15 protein-coding genes and 4 pseudogenes are annotated in these 17,035 nt (G+C 54.7%); 8 read left to right on the plus strand and 11 right to left on the minus strand.

What is annotated here, in order from left to right:
• The first annotated feature begins 74 nt into the window (after positions 1–74).
• Positions 75–1,259: pseudogene (locus tag AH68_RS08225) on the plus strand (IS256 family transposase).
• Between the two features lie 332 nt (positions 1,260–1,591).
• Here the strand turns inward: AH68_RS08225 and AH68_RS08230 are convergent.
• The 3 genes from AH68_RS08230 to AH68_RS08240 form a co-directional block, all read right to left on the minus strand.
• The gene (locus AH68_RS08230; RefSeq protein ID WP_039199998.1) at positions 1,592–2,614 is read right to left on the minus strand and encodes a linear amide C-N hydrolase; all 1,023 of its coding nucleotides are present in this window, start codon (positions 2,612–2,614) and stop codon (positions 1,592–1,594) included.
• Positions 2,615–2,695: 81 nt separating this feature from the next.
• Positions 2,696–3,670, minus strand: a complete 975-nt coding sequence (locus tag AH68_RS08235) for a DMT family transporter (protein WP_039199182.1) — start codon at positions 3,668–3,670, stop codon at positions 2,696–2,698.
• A gap of 112 nt (positions 3,671–3,782) precedes the next feature.
• The gene (locus tag AH68_RS08240; protein WP_039199183.1) at positions 3,783–4,547 is read right to left on the minus strand and encodes a glutamine amidotransferase; all 765 of its coding nucleotides are present in this window, start codon (positions 4,545–4,547) and stop codon (positions 3,783–3,785) included.
• A 233-nt stretch (positions 4,548–4,780) separates the two neighbouring features.
• On the opposite strand from AH68_RS08240, the gene AH68_RS08245 reads away from it, so the two are divergent.
• The 3 genes and pseudogenes from AH68_RS08245 to AH68_RS11310 all read left to right on the plus strand — a co-directional run.
• Positions 4,781–5,773, plus strand: coding sequence for a LacI family DNA-binding transcriptional regulator (locus AH68_RS08245; protein ID WP_039199184.1), 993 nt, complete (start codon positions 4,781–4,783; stop codon positions 5,771–5,773).
• Between the two features lie 178 nt (positions 5,774–5,951).
• Positions 5,952–6,197 carry a hypothetical protein gene (locus AH68_RS08250; RefSeq protein ID WP_236682387.1) on the plus strand — a complete coding sequence of 82 codons (246 nt, stop codon included), beginning with the start codon at positions 5,952–5,954 and terminating at the stop codon, positions 6,195–6,197.
• A 240-nt stretch (positions 6,198–6,437) separates the two neighbouring features.
• Positions 6,438–6,771: pseudogene (locus AH68_RS11310) on the plus strand (transposase); the annotation flags it as partial.
• Positions 6,772–7,170: 399 nt separating this feature from the next.
• On the opposite strand, the gene AH68_RS08260 reads toward AH68_RS11310, so the two are convergent.
• The 3 genes from AH68_RS08260 to AH68_RS08270 form a co-directional block, all read right to left on the minus strand.
• The gene (locus AH68_RS08260; RefSeq protein WP_039199185.1) at positions 7,171–7,551 is read right to left on the minus strand and encodes a hypothetical protein; all 381 of its coding nucleotides are present in this window, start codon (positions 7,549–7,551) and stop codon (positions 7,171–7,173) included.
• Positions 7,552–7,555: 4 nt separating this feature from the next.
• Positions 7,556–7,999, minus strand: coding sequence for a helix-turn-helix domain-containing protein (locus AH68_RS10130; RefSeq protein ID WP_158332991.1), 444 nt, complete (start codon positions 7,997–7,999; stop codon positions 7,556–7,558).
• Positions 8,000–8,147: 148 nt separating this feature from the next.
• Complete coding sequence (locus tag AH68_RS08270) at positions 8,148–8,600, minus strand: hypothetical protein (RefSeq protein ID WP_039199186.1); 453 nt, start codon at positions 8,598–8,600, stop codon at positions 8,148–8,150.
• 136 nt (positions 8,601–8,736) lie between these two features.
• On the opposite strand from AH68_RS08270, the pseudogene AH68_RS10400 reads away from it, so the two are divergent.
• The 4 genes and pseudogenes from AH68_RS10400 to AH68_RS11085 form a co-directional block, all read left to right on the plus strand.
• Positions 8,737–9,970, plus strand: a pseudogene (locus AH68_RS10400) (ISL3 family transposase).
• 75 nt (positions 9,971–10,045) lie between these two features.
• Entirely contained in the window at positions 10,046–10,669 is a 624-nt protein-coding gene (locus AH68_RS08280) for a hypothetical protein (RefSeq protein ID WP_039199187.1), read from the plus strand.
• A gap of 342 nt (positions 10,670–11,011) precedes the next feature.
• Positions 11,012–11,131: a hypothetical protein gene (locus AH68_RS08285; protein WP_039199188.1), complete on the plus strand. Its 120-nt coding sequence runs from the start codon at positions 11,012–11,014 to the stop codon at positions 11,129–11,131.
• Between the two features lie 205 nt (positions 11,132–11,336).
• A pseudogene (locus AH68_RS11085) lies at positions 11,337–11,417 on the plus strand (hypothetical protein); the annotation flags it as partial.
• 37 nt (positions 11,418–11,454) lie between these two features.
• Here the strand turns inward: AH68_RS11085 and AH68_RS08290 are convergent.
• The 5 genes from AH68_RS08290 to AH68_RS08310 form a co-directional block, all read right to left on the minus strand.
• The gene (locus AH68_RS08290) at positions 11,455–12,246 is read right to left on the minus strand and encodes a hypothetical protein (protein WP_144245723.1); all 792 of its coding nucleotides are present in this window, start codon (positions 12,244–12,246) and stop codon (positions 11,455–11,457) included.
• A 238-nt stretch (positions 12,247–12,484) separates the two neighbouring features.
• Positions 12,485–13,747, minus strand: a complete 1,263-nt coding sequence (locus AH68_RS08295; protein WP_039199190.1) for an oligosaccharide flippase family protein — start codon at positions 13,745–13,747, stop codon at positions 12,485–12,487.
• A 61-nt stretch (positions 13,748–13,808) separates the two neighbouring features.
• Positions 13,809–14,654 carry a nitroreductase family protein gene (locus AH68_RS08300; protein ID WP_236682389.1) on the minus strand — a complete coding sequence of 282 codons (846 nt, stop codon included), beginning with the start codon at positions 14,652–14,654 and terminating at the stop codon, positions 13,809–13,811.
• Positions 14,655–14,868: 214 nt separating this feature from the next.
• The gene (locus AH68_RS08305; RefSeq protein WP_039199192.1) at positions 14,869–15,972 is read right to left on the minus strand and encodes a polysaccharide pyruvyl transferase family protein; all 1,104 of its coding nucleotides are present in this window, start codon (positions 15,970–15,972) and stop codon (positions 14,869–14,871) included.
• Positions 15,969–17,030, minus strand: a complete 1,062-nt coding sequence (locus AH68_RS08310; RefSeq protein WP_081995916.1) for a glycosyltransferase family 2 protein — start codon at positions 17,028–17,030, stop codon at positions 15,969–15,971. The genes AH68_RS08305 and AH68_RS08310 overlap by 4 nt, the downstream gene beginning before the upstream one ends.
• Positions 17,031–17,035 lie beyond the last annotated feature (5 nt).

Here is a 17,035-nt window from a genome sequence, read left to right on the forward strand (position 1 = left end):
GACATGGGCCGTGCCGGGTACGATTTTCAGTCGCCAGACAATGAAAAACCGCGATTGGAAAGAGGCACGAGGCCATGTCCAGGGAAATCATACAGTTCGACCAGGGCATGTTCGAGAGCAAGCTCGACGCCATGGTGCGCGAGAAGGTCGAGCGGATCGTCAACGCGATGCCCGACGCTTCAGGCGGACGAGATCGCCAACGCCGCGAGATACGGGCGTTCCGGCGGACGGAAGGCGTACCGGGCCGGCCACTACGAGCGGAGCCTGACCGCCAAGGCCGGCAGGCCCGGGCTCAAGGTGCCGAAATTGAAGGGCGCCCTGTTCGAGTCCGCGGTGATCGAACGCTACCGCAGACGCGGGGAAAGCGTAGAGGAGGCGCTGATCGACATGTACCTGGCCGGCGTGTCCACCAGGCATGTGACGACACCGGCCAGTTGCCGTGGGGCGACCGCATGCCATCCCAGGCATTGAGCGACAAGCTCAAGCGCGTGTACGCCGAGATCGACGAATGGCGCACGAGGCCGTTGGAGGGCGAGTACCCATACGTGTTCGTGGACGGCGTGTGGCACAAGCGCTCCTGGGGCGGAAGCGTGGAGAACGTCGGCATCCTGGTCGCCATCGGCGCCAGCAAGGATGGTCACCGCGAGGCCGTCGGCGTCGCCGAGGGCATGAGGGAGGATTCCGCCAGCTGGGAACGGTTCTTCCGCGGCATGATCGAACGCGGCCTGAAGGGCGTCCGGCTCGTGGTCGACGACCGGTGCACGGGACTGGTCGCCACGGTGGACTCGATGCTGCCGAAGGCGAGGGACCAGCGGCGCATGGTGCGTTTCTTGCGCAACGTGCTCTCCAAGGTGCCGCCCAGCCACCGCGAATGGGCGTCGGCGGCCCTGAAGGCCGTGTTCGCCATGGAATCATGCGAGTCCACGTTGGACAAGGCGGACGCCGTCGCGTCCGATATGAAGGCCAGGAGGCTCAAGGCCGCCGCGACCTGCCTGCGCGAGGGCGTCGGCGAGACGACGACCTACCTGCTGGACGAGTTCCCGGACGGGCACCGCAGGAGGATCCGCACGAACAACATGATCGAGCGGCCGGACAGGGAGATCCGCCGGCGCACGCGCGTGGTGGGCGGCTTCCCCGACGGGAACAGCGCGTTGATGCTCATATGCGCCCGCATCCGTCACGTCACCGCGAACGAATGGTCGACCCGCCGCTATCTCGACATGTCCCGGCTCGGTGACAACCTCGTGAAAGCGAACTGATCATCGTGCCATGGACGTCCACGACCAAAAGTACGCAACCTTTCGGGCACTACCACGCGGTCCTCAGGGGTCCAAGAAGTGTCATCTAGAATGTGAAAACCCGCACAAGGGGCTTCAGGGACATGGGCTATTTCAGCACGATGATCTATCTGGTCTGCGGCAAACACGACCTACGAACCACCATACCTGACAGAATTCACCCACGCCAAACAGCGAAAGGCCAGATTATTTGCATAAAGAGTTGTGTCTCCGACTGCTGTGACAGCCGGAGACACAACCCAAGGAATTGCATATCTAGCCGACTAGACTCTACATAAGATGCTCGTCACCCATCAGTTTTCTTCGGCAAATGGCTCGTAGGTTTGTCGGGAGATAAAACTGAAATAGTGTACTTTGTCCCACTCACGCGGATTTCCGAATTCCAGCATGCGTACGTTGCGATTATCGTAGGTATGCGCATAAAGGACACGGTTCCTGATGTCGTATGCTGCAGTGTATTGGGTCCATGGGACTAGCACCTGTCCGTTTTCCACAGGGCGCAGAACTCCCTTTGGATTATTGACGGTAGTCAGCAGCTGGAACACCTCGTTGATGGCGGAATCATCATCGACAGGAAGGGACATGAGCTTGGCATATGCCGCCCGCAGAAAGCGTGTTTCCGGCTTATAGTCAGAAGGTATTCCCATCAGTCCGCTCGTCCATTCGTCAAGTTCGATAGACTTGATTGGCTCATTAATGTCGTATGAATAGTGACGATGAGTTGAACGCTCCAGATGCATCTTAAGATTGGTGACATGCCAATCAAAGGTAGGAGCATTGGCGAAGACGCCGACCTTGTTCTCGTAAATTGCGAAACCGTTGGTGGAGGACGGTTCAACTACGATGGAGCGTCCTGATTCGTCTTGGAATACGCTGTGCTGTGGAACGGATCGTCCCATCATCGGGCCTGGCGCATCCACGATTCCAACTTCGCTATTCAGCCGCTGCTTGATCTCGTCCAGTGAACAATAATGCGTAAGAATCCAAGTAACAAGCTCTTCTCCTCGCAATGGCACCTTGCCCTGGGCTTGTATCTCCTCATCGGAAGCGTAGCGGTACCAATGGTCGAAGTAGAATGATCCCCCACATATGCCTTGTTCGTTAATGCCGTCAAGAATCACTGGATGGGCATGGACGTCTGTCGCCCAGGCGATTCCCATAGTGGCGATTTCTGTTGTGAAGGGGGTGTACGTGGATTCGATCTTCGTTCCTGCCGGGATTTTCATTCCGGCATATTCAAAATGCTGCTCGAAGTCCTGGGTGCGCCCCCAATAGGGGTTCCCTTGGTTGCTTATTATCTCTATTCCCGTGCACATGATAAACCTTTCGATTGAAGCGAAATACATCCTGCAGCCGCGATGGAACTACATTCCAGTGTCGCGGACCATTGGGCGTTCCTACGCAATGGACTGTGACGCCGCCGCGTCGGATTCGTTTTTAGCCGATGGGATCGCAGCAATGACCGCACCCACCAATGCGACGAATGCGCCAAGCACCGTTACCAGATAGACTTGCGCGCCAAGAGCCGGAACCAGCCAATCGATAAGCACAGAACCAATTAGCTGACCTGCTGTTGAGGCCAGTCCTAGAAGCAATAGGCCAAGTCCACGCACCAGCAGGCCCATCAGGGCGATGGACAACAAACCAAGCGGGCCACCGAGATACATCCACCAAGTATGTGGAAGATGGAAAGAAGTGGCGCCGATAAGCACACGTATAAGCAGCGCTAGGGCGAGAACCGTGAAACCGACGATGAAGTTCCATGTAATCGAGACGAGCATCGACCCTGTCTCTCGGGCTACCGCAGAATTACCGGCTGGCTGCCAGCCTGCCAGCAGTCCAGCTAGGAACGGTAGGATGGCAAGACCGATTACCGAAGGAGCCTGCCAGTTAGGCAGTACCACAAGTACCGTCGCTGCGACAGCAAGAATAGCACCCAGCACTCGAGGGACGTTAAAAGGTTGTTTTATCTCCACGCCAATGCCGAATCTATCGCACAGAAGTCCGGAAATGACCATACCGGAAATCAGTGTGGTCTGGAAAGTGGCAACACCAAGTACCGATGCCGACGCACCTTCGGAGAATACCACCATGGCACCGCATAAACCAGCCAACCAGCTCCACCACGGAATCCTGCCGGCTCGTATCCGCGACGGGATTGAAACGAACTGCTGCCTTGTGCTCTTTCTGGATAGGATGATGACTGCCATGACGACCAGGCCGGATCCGAACGACACCACTGCGGATGCATTACCGTCTCCCAATTCCTTACCAACCTGACCGTTCACCGCCGATTGCATCGGCGAGAGCATACCAGCAAGAACGGTAGCGATGAATAGCAGCGGAATTACATATTTCTTTGCGATCTTCATTATATTTCTTTTCCTTTATCAATAGATCTAGGACAGTCGTGCCTCTGCCTACGTCAAGTGAATTTCGGCAGAGCATCTGCGATTGGAGGAACGACCGAAAGCGGGTCTTGTATCAGTTGTTTTCGCCGGCTAGCCAGCGTGTGAGATTACCGAACAGTTGACTGTAGCCATTCCAGTTCATGAATTCCTCGGATGCCCAATGGGGTGAGATATCTGATGCGTATGCCGCGCTGCGTCCCATGCCGTATTGGCCGATCACTAGCAGTGGGTCGCTGTTAACTTGCATTAGTACAGACGCATTAGATTTGGGAGCCATTTGCTGATAGCCGAGTATCGGTGGGGTCCGTCTATCTGTCATGTAATTCTCTAGGTCTCCAATGGCGGGATGATTTTGCAGGATTTCCGCACAGACCCCCTGCGGCATTTCCACCCGATCGTCATAGGGTTTGATATCAACGGGAAGGGCCCTCTCAACGGCCGTCCCATGATAATGGGCTTTCCCTTCGAAACCACCAAAAGAGAGATATCCCCCAGCCATCATGAGCCCATGTCCTTCTTTTACCCATTCGGCAAGGATGTCCAATCTATTGGCGGCACAACGACCGTCATAGAACACTAATGCGGGAAGCAAAAGTGAGTTGGCTCCAATGTCTGAAAGAATCACGACGTCATATTCATTGAGCTCGTCTCTGGACCACGGAAAGCGTTCCGGAACATCATGCGCAAGCAGATGTGTCACATGGTGCCCCATATCGGTAAGGGACTCGAGGAACTTCTCGCATCCGATCTCAAGCTTTGTATTTGAGAAGGAATCGAAACCCTTATACTCCACTGTCGTGGAAATCCACGACTCGCCAGCCAATAATACGTTAGCCATATATAACTCCTTTGTTTGGCAGTGGCATCTTCGGTACAACCACTGACTACACAATAACACTTTTACAATTGTTGCGCAAATTTTGCGTTGTATAAATAATGTAACTCTTTACCAATTGATGCCATGTTAACGTCAAGTAACACATTTTTTTGCGCAAAAAGATATACTTGTCGAGACTTTTGCGCAAAATGGATGAGCCAATAACATAGACCAGCGCAGCATAGGAGTACTAGGTGTCCATCACCCAGATAGCCAAGGAAGCCGGAGTGTCCGTTTCTACTGTTTCCCGTTATTTACGCGGAACGCTAAACGTGACTCCGGCCGTCGCGGAGAAAATCAACCATGCCGCTTCGAAAAGTGACTACTCCACCAGAAGCAATACATCGCGGCAGGACGATGCCGTCGCATTGATTATCCCTTCCCTGCAAAACCCGTTTTACAGCGAGCTTGCGCAGAGCATCAGTCAGACAGGCATCTCCGCTGGATACCAAGTCGATATTAAAGTTTCGCAAGGGAACCCCAAGATAGAAGAGGGTCTAGTACGCCACATCACTGAAAGCCAGTATTACGGTAACCTGCTCTATGCGGGGCTGAATAGCACTAATCCAGCTCTTTCGCAGTCCCAAGCGTCTGGAATCCATATTGTTCTTTTGGATGAGCACCTTAATGGTTCTTCCTTGGATATGATGGACAGCGTCACTGTAGATAATTATTCAGGTGCTTATCAGGCGGTGCACTACTTGCTAACGCTCGGCCATCGACACATCGCTTACCTATCGGGCCCGCAATCACTAAGTACGTCAAAGGAACGCTTTCGAGGCTATAGCGCGGCTTTAGCGGCAATGGACATTCCAACTAATGAGAATATTGTATTTTCGGGTCCGTATAGCGAGGAATTTGGCAGCAGTATATTCCCCTACCTCATAGAAAGCGAACCGCGTCCATCGGCGATATTTTGCGGATCAGATATTGCTGCAGCTGGTCTGATGGCTGCGGCAGAACAATATGGTCTGAAAATCCCCGACGATCTTTCAGTCGTGGGGTGCGATGGAATACATGTCAGCCAATGGCTCAAGCCTAGTCTGACCACCTTGCAGCAGCCCATAGATGAGATCGCCCTCAGCGCTTTCAATCTGATAGCATCTTCGGGAGAATGCCGTCATGTACAGTTGCCGCTCAATTTGGTAATCAGGAATTCGACTGCGCGAATAGCGCGTCGACCATAAATGTCCCCCATCCCTAAATTGATGTCGAAACCTTGAATGTCCGCACAGTTTTGTCGAAAACGAAGTAGGGCGTTACTCCAATTGGCATACAAGCAATTCGGAAAGACACTCGGCACCCGCAAAGTACTGATATGGGGCTGCGGACGTTTTCTTGGAGACTGAACGAAAGGATTATCGTATGTTCAGTCCCGAGGAACGACGGCGCGCGGTGGACTTGTATTTCACCACGCCGATGACCACGGCCCAGGTGGTGAGGCATCTGGGTTATCCGACCAGTCAGTGCCTGGAACACCGTCTGGCGAAGGATCCCAGGCATGCCGTCCATATGGACAAACCCATCATCCCACTGAAGACAAGGACCAAGACGATCGAACCGGTGCCGGGCGGCATGCGCGGAAGCGGGCCGCCGAATGGCTCGGCGTGAGCGTCGGAGCGGTCCACAACTTGGTCAAGGCGTATCGCGAGGGCGGCATGGCCGCGCTGCAGCCCAAAAACAGGAACGCCAGCCAGACCAACAAGCCTGCGCCGCGACGAAGCCGGAATGCCAAGGACGTCGGCTGTGACGTGGAGGCGTCGCGCCGCAGGGTCGAGAAGCTGGAACTGGAGAACGCGGTGATGCGGGAGGCGGTGGAGGCTCGCAGAAAAAGCCCCAGGCACCGAGCGGCCGAACATGCTGTGGGTCACGGACCTCACGGAGTTTTCCATCCCCGCGGGCAAGGCGTACCTGTCGCCCGTGATCGACTGCTACGACGGCATGCCGGCCGCCCGGACGATCGGCACCAGCCCGGACTCGGCGTTGGCCAACGGCATGCTCGCCGACGCGTGCTCCACGCTCAAGGACGGCGAGAAACCAATCATCCATCCCGACCGTGGCTGCCACTACCGGTGGCCCGAGTGGATCCGCATCCGCAAGGACAACAACCTGACGCGTTCGACGGGCGCGAAAGGCTGTTCTCCGGACAACGCCGCCGCGGAGGGCTTCTTCGGCCGGCCCAGGCAGGAGTTCTTCCACAAGCGCAGCTTCGCGGGCGTCTCGATGGACGGGTTCATCAACATGCTCGACGACTACATGGTCCGGTACCGGGACAAGAGGATCAAGACGGAGTCCGGACACGGGCATCATGGACCGTCGACGCGAGCTCGGTCTTGTGGCATGATTGGTGGTGATGGAATCAACGATGAATCCAACAAAACGTCACCGGCCCCTTCCGACCGACATTTTTTATACATTTTGGTACCCTCTATTGGAAATCGGGGATCCAGCCAAGCACCATCATCTTCAAACCCGTCAGCAAGCTTTTCGATGCTCCATCAACGTCCTTCCCTCAACAAAAAGGACCAGTAGAAAATGCAATAATGTAATCCACCATTTCGTCGTTAAACCGTCTGACGGAACCTTATCCAATGGAGAACGGCAAAAGTGGCGAAGGCAGCTGGTACAAAAAGAACATTGCATTAATGTCTTTTCGGCAATACGGCCAAGTGGCCGCGTAGACATCCTTTTTCAATGCATCCGTCGTTATCTCGTTATCATCAAGTTCAAGACGGTACCGCATTGTCACTTCAAAAGCAGTCTCCATGCTCTCTTTTTTGGAAACGTCCATCTTCTCACGAATGACAAGATTCAGTTCAAGCTCAAGAGGCCAACGCTGGCCCTTCATTTCTGTAACACCTTGACGGACCGAAACATCAAACTCAGCATTCGAGAGTTCCAAAACATCGGAATCATAAGTACTGTGAGAGGATATCAGGCCCATTTGTATAATTCGTTTTGCCATGACTCTATGCTCCTTGCCACACAGGTAAACCGTCACAACGAGATTCAGAATAAGACTTACATTCCAATCGACTAAGGTAGGTTACCCCCTCAAGCGATCCGGAAATATGCCTGTTTTCAACCGCGCATGGCACTCCCTCATAACCCACCACGACAGTTTCAGAAACAGGCAAGTCGGACTCATCCTCGAACGGAATAAGCTCATGATCAATCATGCAACTCACTGCATTAGCATATCTGCGAAGCGTTGACTGTCTCGGATCGGCATTCCCTTTTTCAATCATGGAGATATCCGGCTGAGATACGCCCATCCGATATGCGACTTCCTCTTGCGAAAGTCCAAGTTCCTTCCGTCTTTGCTTAAGGTCCTCGATAATTTGACTATCAGATTGAATGGATTTACGCGCTCGCTTGCGAAGCAGCTTAAACTCGTCCGACTTAGTATCCATTATCATCACTTGCCCTGCAGTATTACTTAATGTGCGTCATGCGCATATTGTCAATATAAGTAAAAACTTATATTTGACCTCTAGAGTAATGCAACATCACACCATACGCAAACGCCACGCGAGTTAGCAGCTTTTAATTCCTTCCCAGTTATTCGCACGACATTCCTGCAAACGTTGTTTCGCATAAATCGCATCCGCTGTTTGCGTTTGCCACAGCATCGTATCGGTTTGCATTTCCCTCTTCGCCATCAGAAAAAGACCAAGTGCCACTTCCCCGTTTAGTATTAGGCCAGCCATTTCTTATTTCAAAGATTCTTTCCGGAGACGTCGTTTTGGCATTGATTTCCTTAACTTCATAGACAGGTTTCAAAACACCTTTTTTAGCACGGTCTATAGTATCGAGAAACTCTTCTTCCGCCATGGCCGCCGCATAATCCGATTCAAACTGTGGAGCGACATACTCTTCAAATGCTTCTTCCAAATCCGCGGCAACGTCTGTTTGGAACCAAAAGAACTCGATTGGCTTCTTTTGGGAACAAATAGAGGGAAAGACCGGCCTCACACCAGCATTACTCGGAGTCGGGATTCCAGCAGCATTCATATGCGCATGCTACCGGAACCCTATTACAAAGAACGCCTCACGTCAGAATAGAGTCCTCAATTGTTTTTTGGCCTTTCGCTGTTTAGTGTGGGTGAAGCGGGTTAGGCGGTGACGACGGCCGGGTAGTTTTGGCGGCATGGATACCACGATGCTGTCCGCCGCCGCCCTGCAACTCGTCGAACCCTGGCACGTCACCGATGTGGAGTTCCGCGATACCGACGCGGGTGGACGGGAGCCGCGCATCACGATCGGATACGGGCCCGGCTCCCGTTTCCACTGTCCCGAGGCGGGATGCGGGGAGGCGTCTTGCCCGGTACATGACACGATGGAACGCACGTGGCGTCACCTGAATTTCTTCCAGTACAAGGCGTTCATCCACGCCTCCGCGCCACGGGCGGCGCGTCCGGAGTACGGCGTGAGGACCGTGACGGTGCCGTAAGCGCGTCCGGGCGGCGGCGTCCGCGCTCCTGTTCGAGGCGATGGTCGTGGAACTGGCGAAAAGCCAGCCGGTCGCGGACATCGCCGAACAGGTCGGCGAGCACGACACGAGACCGTGGCGGTTCATAAGGCATTACGTGCAGGAGGCGCGCCTGTACGAGGACTGCACGGGCGTGGAGACGATCGGCATCGACGAGACCAGCCGCAAGGGGCACGGCCGCATCACCGTCGTCGCCGACCTGACGGAGCGCAACGTGACCAACGTGACGCCGGGCAGGGACCCGACCACGGCGAAACGGTTCGCGGACGATTTCATGGCGCTCGACGGCGACCCGGACCGTGTGCGCCCGGTGACGTGCGACATGGGCCCGGGATTCGCCAGGGGCATCCGCGGCCGTTTGCCCAACGCGGCCAAAACCATCGACAGGTTCCATGTCGTCAAACACGCCAACGAGGCCGTCGACAAGGCCCGCAAGGCCGAGGCCAGGGAGAACCCGCCGCTCAAACGCACGAAGTACCTGCGACCCGGGAACGAGTCCAACCTCACGGACCCGCAGCCGGAGGTCAGGCGCGATCCGGCGAAGCGGCGGTCGAAGACCACCAGGGCGTGCGGGATGCGCGAACGCCTGCAGGACATCCACGCCGACAGAGCCAACCGCACGGAGGCGGAGGCCGGGTTCAAGGCATTGCGCTCGTGGATGATGCATTCGCGGCCGGAACCGATGAAGGCCCTCGCCGGACAGTTCCGCCGGCACTGGCAGGACATCCTCGCCTACTTCGGCCATCGGCGCGCCAACGCGATCCTCGAGGGACTCAACGGCATCATACGGCACGTCAAAACCCGCTCCCGCGGCTTCAGGAACATGGACTGCTCCGGCACCATGATCTACCTGACCTGCGGCAAACTCGGCCTCAACACCGTCACCGCCTAACCCGCTTCACCCACACCAAACAGCGAAAGGCCTATAATTTATTAGAATTGACGTACTTCTAATCAGGAATGGACAATGAAACGATTCATGCAAATCTGTGGGCTCCTTTTTGGTTTCTTGTTGTCGTTTATTGTAATCTTCGAAATCTGTATGGCATATGGCTCCTGCCATGGAATGCAAGCGGGAGATGCCGTCGCGCTTTTCCAGTCGACAATCGAAGCTTTTGCATGCTTCGTAGCCATTTTGGGCGCATTCATCGCTTGGGAGGAATACCGTAACGCTCATAGGCCAATTTTACTGGTCCGAATAAAGAAGGAATATCACTACAGTAAGAGTGAGTTTCGTTCTGAATCGATATCTTATGTTTTAGTCAATGAGGGGACCATGCCTGCGCAGGATGTCATAGTTAACATCCATCCAGGTATTCCTTGGCCAATGGCTTCTCATCCAGCTGGGGATCCTCAACAAGAATTACGTGAGCGCAAGGTAACATACTTAAGTCCCAAAGCAGAAGTCACTCTGCTGTTTACGGGTCGCGGTGAGTATGAAGAGATGCTCTCATCAACTCATTGCGGTTCGCAGAGCGTTAGCATTGAGTATTCTCGTCCAGAACATAGAAAAAGGGAAACGGTTAAATTCCATCTCGATCCAACAGATATAGCTTATTTAGCAGCTAATGCTGTGGTGGATCCTCTTTAGATAAAGCGCGTTGTAGCATTCTTGGTGGCACAGTTGCGGCTTTTTTAATTCGTGGTCTAATCGCAATTAGACCACGATTGCCATTGATATGACCTGATTTTTGTTCCGCATTTCCGCTAACTCGATGGGAGATGATGGAACCATGGCAAAAGGCACGAAATACACGCCGGAGTTCAAGGCGAAGGCTGTTGGCGGAGTATGGAGCGTCGTATTTCGTCGGAGACGAACGCGATCGCCGCGATGGCGAAAGATCTGGGGATCACTCCGGAAACATTGGGGCGCTGACGCAACCAGTCGGACGCGACGGTCGCGGTGGAGTCGAAGCGGTCGGCCGAGGACGCGATGGACGAGTTTATCGGCATGCTCGACGACCACATGGTCTGGTACCGGGACAAGCGCATCAAGATGGAGTTTGGCATGAGCATCATGGGCCAACGCCGAAGGCTCGGTCTTACGGCATGATTGGTGGTGATGGAATCAACGACGAGTCCAGCAGAACGGCACCACCCCCGCTGAACACCTTTATTTGATCACATACAGCTTTTCGGACAACGCGGCCGCGGAGGGCTTCTTCGGGCGTATGAAGATGGAATCCGTCTATCCCGAACATTAAGAGGAGCATACCCGCGACGAGGCACCCGCTCTTGTCGACGGGTACACCCACTGGTGCAACCACGAGCGCATCAAGCAATCGCTTGGTTGGATAAGCCCGGTACAATACCGTCAGAGCCAGGGAATGGCTGCGTGATTAACTCCAAGAAAACGTCCGCATCCCCTACCCGGGTTTATGGGCGTTTTTTGCCTATGGCCCACCACATCCAGCGTTGTATGAAAAGGTTCGCGAGGGTCAGCAGCACGAGCGCAGGGGCGGTGGCCGCGAGGCCCGCGAGAAGCTGTGAAAACCACGGTGCGGACGCCACGTCAATGCCGATGACGCGGAAAAGCCCGATCTTCACGATGTTGAGTGTCAATGCGTTCAGCGCGTAATAGACGAGGCTGTAGCGGCCGATATAGGCCAGCATCCGGCATGACCCCACCGCGATGCACAGCCAGATGACAGCGAACGTGCCAAGGAATGCCGCCGCGACCGATGCGGTCAGCAACGCCGGACCATCCGGTACGATTCCGGCCACGGCCGGTACCGCCAACGTCAGGAACACTATGGCCGCGCAAGCTGACAATACGCCCGCTCTCCCGCGCGGAATGGCTTTGAGCCATTCCTTCAGCACGTATCCGACGCACATGTAGCCAGCTGCCTTGACTCCGGCCACAATCTGGAAGGGTAGTGCAGGCCATCCGATCTGGGACGAGACGAATGTCGACAGGATGACGGCCGCCATTCCAATAGCGGCAAGCACGCGCCCGTCATCAGTCAGGCTGGTCAGCCCGTACATCAGGCATTCTCCCACGAAGAACGCCATGAGGAACCACAGTCCGTTGCCCATGACAAGCACGTCGAGGAACTGGTGCCCAATACCGTAGTCGTGGCTCGTCTGGAAGGCCGCACGCATAGATGGTATGAGCAGTATCGCGAACGGTTTCGCGAGGAAGTACAGGGAGAACACGTAATACGGCACCAGCAACGTCTTGGCCTTGCGCGCCAGGAACGCCTTGAACCCGCCCCTCCTACTGAACGTGAGCCCCCCCCCAGTAGGAAGAACAAGGGCATATGGAACAGGTATATCGCGTCGATGGGCGCGTCCAATGCGGGCAGCCACACGCTTTCGCCGTCACCGTTCCTGAGGTGGCCGAAACTGACCAGTACGATGCCGACACCCTTGGCCACGTCGATCCACTCGATACGCTTGGAACCACTCATTCTGCATCCTGTTCCGCTAAGTTCCTGAATTTCATGAATGCGCCGAAGCGCACGATGAAGGTCGTGATGTTGGTGCTGGAGAACACCACGCACACCGTCAGCGGTGTGATGTTCCCGGTCAGCCACAGAACCGCGCAGGCCGTAAGATTCACAATCGCGCTGACCATGATCGCCGCGTTCGCCCAGGTCGCCTTCCCGATCGGCGAGAGTGCTGGATAGCCAAACATGAAACTGAAATATCCGAAGAACACGCCAACCATCAGTATCCGCAGGAACCCGCCCGCGCTGGCGTACTGTCCGCCGAGAATCAGCACGCACAACGGCGTTGCCAGCACTTCCACCAGCGCGCACGCGAGGAACCAGAGAATGCCGCCCCGCAACACTATGCGGTAGAACAGCCTGTAGTCCTTCTTGTTAACCATCGACGGGTAGAGCGCGTCACCGAGCGGCGGAATCATCTGCTCTCCGGCGGACGACAATTTGGTCGCGCCGGAGTACAGGCCCATCTCCACGGATTCTGGGCTGTAGCGCATGCCGAGGAAGATGGATCCCAATGATCCGTTGATGCTCACGGATATGCGGGATATGAAGAACCAGAAGCTGTCTTTCAACGCTTCCAACATTTCCCTCATGGTGGTGCTGGTCGCCTTCAAACCGTCGCGTTTGAGCAGGGAGAACGCCCACAGGAGCGCGATGGTATCGAATACGATCATCGAGACGGGATATATGATCAGGGTGTCGTCACCCTTCACGAACAACAGCGTCGCCACCAAGATTCCGGATTTCGCGGACACCGCGCGGATGGTAATGTCTTTCATACGTTCGATGCCCCTGAAGTAGGCGTCCGGAAGCAGTGCTTTGGCGATCGAGTCCACGAAGAACAGCAGGATGATTACGAAATGGCCGCGGAGCATGTTCACGAACATCGCGCATGCCAGGAACACGACCGACGCGCCGCACGCCAGCAACAGCTTGGTGTACGTCATCGTCGAGATGGTTCGGGACATTTTTGCCTTGTCGTCGCGATGCACGGAGATGGTCGCGGTGGTCGACAGCTGGAAACCGTACTCCACCACCATCTGGAACACCAGGCAGAACGACGTCGCGAATCCGATCACGCCGAACTTCTCCACGCTGAGCACGCGTGACAGGTACGGCAGGAGCAACAGTCCGATCAGATAGTTTGAAAACGTGAGAGCGTATAGGAACAACGCATTCTTAAAAATACGCGAATATGATTTGTTATTCGTAGCCTTCATTGTCTTTCGGTTAACTCACCTATCTAATGTTTTAGATTCATGCATAAGAAATCAGCAGTTCCTATTTGATGACTGTCGTGATTTGATTTCCTGTATAACGAACCGATGCACATGTGCGAGTTTCCTCAAGGAAGTTACCGACCTCAATATACATGACTGGCACTTCGTTATCAGGGAGATCCAGAAGTTTGCGGGTATCCTTATCTGCTTTTGCCGTGAACATGGTATTCAGAGGGCAGGAAGCGAGTCCTAAGGATTCAAGCGACAAAAGAAGTGACATACCAAAAAGTCCGCCGTCAGTGAACCCCTCATTCCGTTCATAGGATGTGATGAACGATCGCAGGTCGGAAGTAATGAGAATAAGGGCAGGGGGTGCCGCATATCCTCTCACTCCTCCTTGGATAGCCAAAGCCTTAGTGATGATTTTAGGGTTTAGGATTAGATGAACTCGAGTTGGTTGTCTGTTGCAGACGGACGGTGTCCTCATAGCCATGTCAATGGCTTGCTCGATGAGATTAACATCTACTGGCTCATCGGAAAACTCTCGTACCGAATGACGGTGTTCATTAAGTTGAGCGTAAGGTAGGAGCGAGTTGTTAGCTTTTGTTGACCGTCGGATGACGATGCTCCCCCCGCGTGATGGATTTGCGGACTTAATATGATTCCATTGCTCGTTGGTGAAAAGACTTTTTTGCCATGAGATATCTTTGCCCGCGCGAATATGGCGTTCCATGTACTCGTGTAGTGCTGACATCGACTCTTGAAATACGGTGTTTTCCTCATAGTTGCTGTCGGCTAGCTCTAAGCTTTTGAGCATGGCTGGAAGTTCGAGAAACACTTTGCGTCCAAAGCCATATCGAAAATCGCTATGGCTGAGTCCTTTTTCTATCTGATGGCTCAGGAACATGATTCGTGTTTCCAACTGTGTGAGCTCGGTAGAGGCAACACGGGAGTAGTTTCGGTTATATCGATGTGCCTGAAGAACGGAGTCTTTGTAAAGATGAAGCGTTTGCCGTAGATTTCGTATTGCTGATGCTATAGGATGCGGGACGCACGCGTGAAACACTGCTCTGAGCTTCTCACTCATTTGAATCCTCCAATTAAGCGTGAGTGATGAATAATCATTGTTTGTTTGCAAGTACTGCTTGCTGCATGTTGGCGAGGTATTCGTCGACCCTCGTGCGCTCTGCGTCGAGTATTCGTTCGACCTTGGCGAAGTCCACATGCCGATTAATCACGTCGAAGTCGTCATATCCGTCTACATGGCGCTGCTCGGAGTCCACGAGCCTCAGGAACTCGGAAAGCCTTCCGGAATACTGGCCCGGGTAGATGCAGATTGGCTCGGTTCCCATGTTCATGGAGAATGCGGTCGCGTGGAATGAATCAGTCAGCACGTATTTCGCGTTGTCCACAAGGGAAACGAAATCAAGGATTTCAGGCACTACGAGGCTTTTGCCGTTCCGGAATACTTGATCCACGCGGGTGCAGAATCGGTAGATAGGCAGGCCTGTTCTGCGAGACAGTTCATCCGCATATCCGTCGAACTCTTTGCTGCGGTTCAGGTTGTAGATAAGGATGTAGTCGCCTTTAACCCGCGGTCTCGTGGCGATGGAACGCCAGAACGATGCCGGCATCGCCAGCGTGGGGTCGACGATTTGCATAGCGTTGTGGTATCCGTACTGATCGTTCAGAATATCAACGCCGCTCTGCTCTCGTACGGAAATCATGTCGAAACGATCAATGTACTTCTTCGACTGGTTGACTTCGTTCTCGTCGAGATGGCTTCGACCGAAGCTGGACGCATACGCGTACTTGGGTTTTCCGTCAGGGGCAAAGTCCAGATAGAAGCATGGAATAACTCCCCTGTTCCATCCGGAATTCCACACTTGGTCACTGCCGGAAACGTACACGTCAGCGAAATCGTTGAAGTTTTTGAAATCCGATTCGCTGAGATACGTCTTTTCCGTGAGGTTCAGATATTCGCTGCGGAAGCCGTCGAACACTTTCTTCCATAACAAGTAGGTTGGCAGGAACGCCAGGGCCTTCACCGGATTGCCTTTGGCAAAGGAGTCGACCAGGCCCTTACCATACGTATCGGGACGTCGATAGTCTATGAGAACGACGTTGTCGAAATACTGCTTCAGCTTCTCCTGCGTGGCGTATGCCTGAAGCTGTGTGCCGTAGTTGTCGACTTGATGGAGCGTGATTACCGCCGCTGTTGTCATGATTGTTCCTTTCCTGTCGTGTCGGGTGTCCCAGCCGGACCGGCCACAGTCCTGTTTCGTTTGGCCTCGTAGTAGCGGCTCCAGATGGCGCGATAGCACCAGAAGCCGGGAAGCAGTGCGAGGATGCCGAGCTTGTCGCGCTTTGACGCCCTGCAATCGCACAGCACGGTTGGCGCAACCGAGAGGACCTCCCGGCGCAGTCTTCGGGCGAGGTCCTTGTCATGATGACCAGTGTTGACCATCTGGGAAAGCGTGGAGAGGCGCACGTACGCCCGCTTCTCAGCTGCAGCCGTTTTAAGGTCGGGATAGTGCTCGCACACCCATGCGGCCATCCGGTCGCCGGCGAGCACGAGGTCCAGCTTGCTGTCCTTCCAGGTGGTGCCGTTCGCGATGGACGTGTAGCGCTGCGCGTAGTGGTATTGGGGTGTCATGTCCGCCGCGACCCTGTCGCATTCCTGCGTGATCAGGTATGTAGTGGCCGTGTCCTCATACAAGAGCCCCTCCGGATACCGTATCTGCTTGAACAGGTCGAGCCGGTACAGCTTGTTCCATGCGGTCACGTCCCACAGGCCGTTGCGACACAGGCTCTCAACTGCTTGCGCACGGTCGAACGTCGTGCGCGTGTGGGCGGGGTCCTTGTCGTCCTCGTTGTCCGGCGCGTAGGAGACGAAATGGCCGCACTGCGCTGCGTCCGCGCCGGACGCCTCCAGCGCCTCAAGCATGGACTCGACGTATCCGGGCTCGACCCAGTCGTCGGAGTCCACGAACGCTATGTATCGTCCGCGCGAGGGTTCTTCGATTGAGAACACGTGGTCGATTCCCGTGTTACGGGCAGCTGAGAGCCCGCCATTCGTCCTGTGGAGACTGATGACGCGCGGGTCTTGTTCTGCGTATCGGTCGCATATTGCGGGGCAGTCGTCTGTGGACCCGTCGTCGACCAAGACGATTCGTACGTCCCGGTACGTCTGCGCGAGCAGCGAGTCGATGCATCGGGGCAGCAGGTCAGCGACGTTGTAGACCGGCACCACGATGTTGACGGGTGATTTATCTTTCATCATGATTC

Origin of the sequence: Bifidobacterium catenulatum PV20-2 (genome assembly GCF_000800455.1) — a bacterium.
Taxonomy (GTDB): Bacteria; Actinomycetota; Actinomycetes; order Actinomycetales; family Bifidobacteriaceae; genus Bifidobacterium; species Bifidobacterium kashiwanohense_A.

Excerpts from the sequence above, each read along its gene's own strand:
- AH68_RS08230 (WP_039199998.1), bottom strand. The coding sequence starts at position 2,614 with ATGTGCACGGGAATAGAGATAATAAGCAACCAAGGGAACCCCTATTGG.
- AH68_RS08235 (WP_039199182.1), bottom strand. The coding sequence starts at position 3,670 with ATGAAGATCGCAAAGAAATATGTAATTCCGCTGCTATTCATCGCTACC.
- AH68_RS08240 (WP_039199183.1), bottom strand. The coding sequence starts at position 4,547 with ATGGCTAACGTATTATTGGCTGGCGAGTCGTGGATTTCCACGACAGTG.
- AH68_RS08250 (WP_236682387.1), top strand. The coding sequence starts at position 5,952 with ATGTTCAGTCCCGAGGAACGACGGCGCGCGGTGGACTTGTATTTCACC.
- AH68_RS08260 (WP_039199185.1), bottom strand. The coding sequence starts at position 7,551 with ATGGCAAAACGAATTATACAAATGGGCCTGATATCCTCTCACAGTACT.
- AH68_RS10130 (WP_158332991.1), bottom strand. The coding sequence starts at position 7,999 with ATGGATACTAAGTCGGACGAGTTTAAGCTGCTTCGCAAGCGAGCGCGT.
- AH68_RS08270 (WP_039199186.1), bottom strand. The coding sequence starts at position 8,600 with ATGAATGCTGCTGGAATCCCGACTCCGAGTAATGCTGGTGTGAGGCCG.
- AH68_RS08280 (WP_039199187.1), top strand. The coding sequence starts at position 10,046 with ATGAAACGATTCATGCAAATCTGTGGGCTCCTTTTTGGTTTCTTGTTG.
- AH68_RS08285 (WP_039199188.1), top strand. The coding sequence starts at position 11,012 with ATGGACGAGTTTATCGGCATGCTCGACGACCACATGGTCTGGTACCGG.
- AH68_RS08295 (WP_039199190.1), bottom strand. The coding sequence starts at position 13,747 with ATGAAGGCTACGAATAACAAATCATATTCGCGTATTTTTAAGAATGCG.
- AH68_RS08300 (WP_236682389.1), bottom strand. The coding sequence starts at position 14,654 with ATGTTCCTGAGCCATCAGATAGAAAAAGGACTCAGCCATAGCGATTTT.
- AH68_RS08305 (WP_039199192.1), bottom strand. The coding sequence starts at position 15,972 with ATGACAACAGCGGCGGTAATCACGCTCCATCAAGTCGACAACTACGGC.
- AH68_RS08310 (WP_081995916.1), bottom strand. The coding sequence starts at position 17,030 with ATGATGAAAGATAAATCACCCGTCAACATCGTGGTGCCGGTCTACAAC.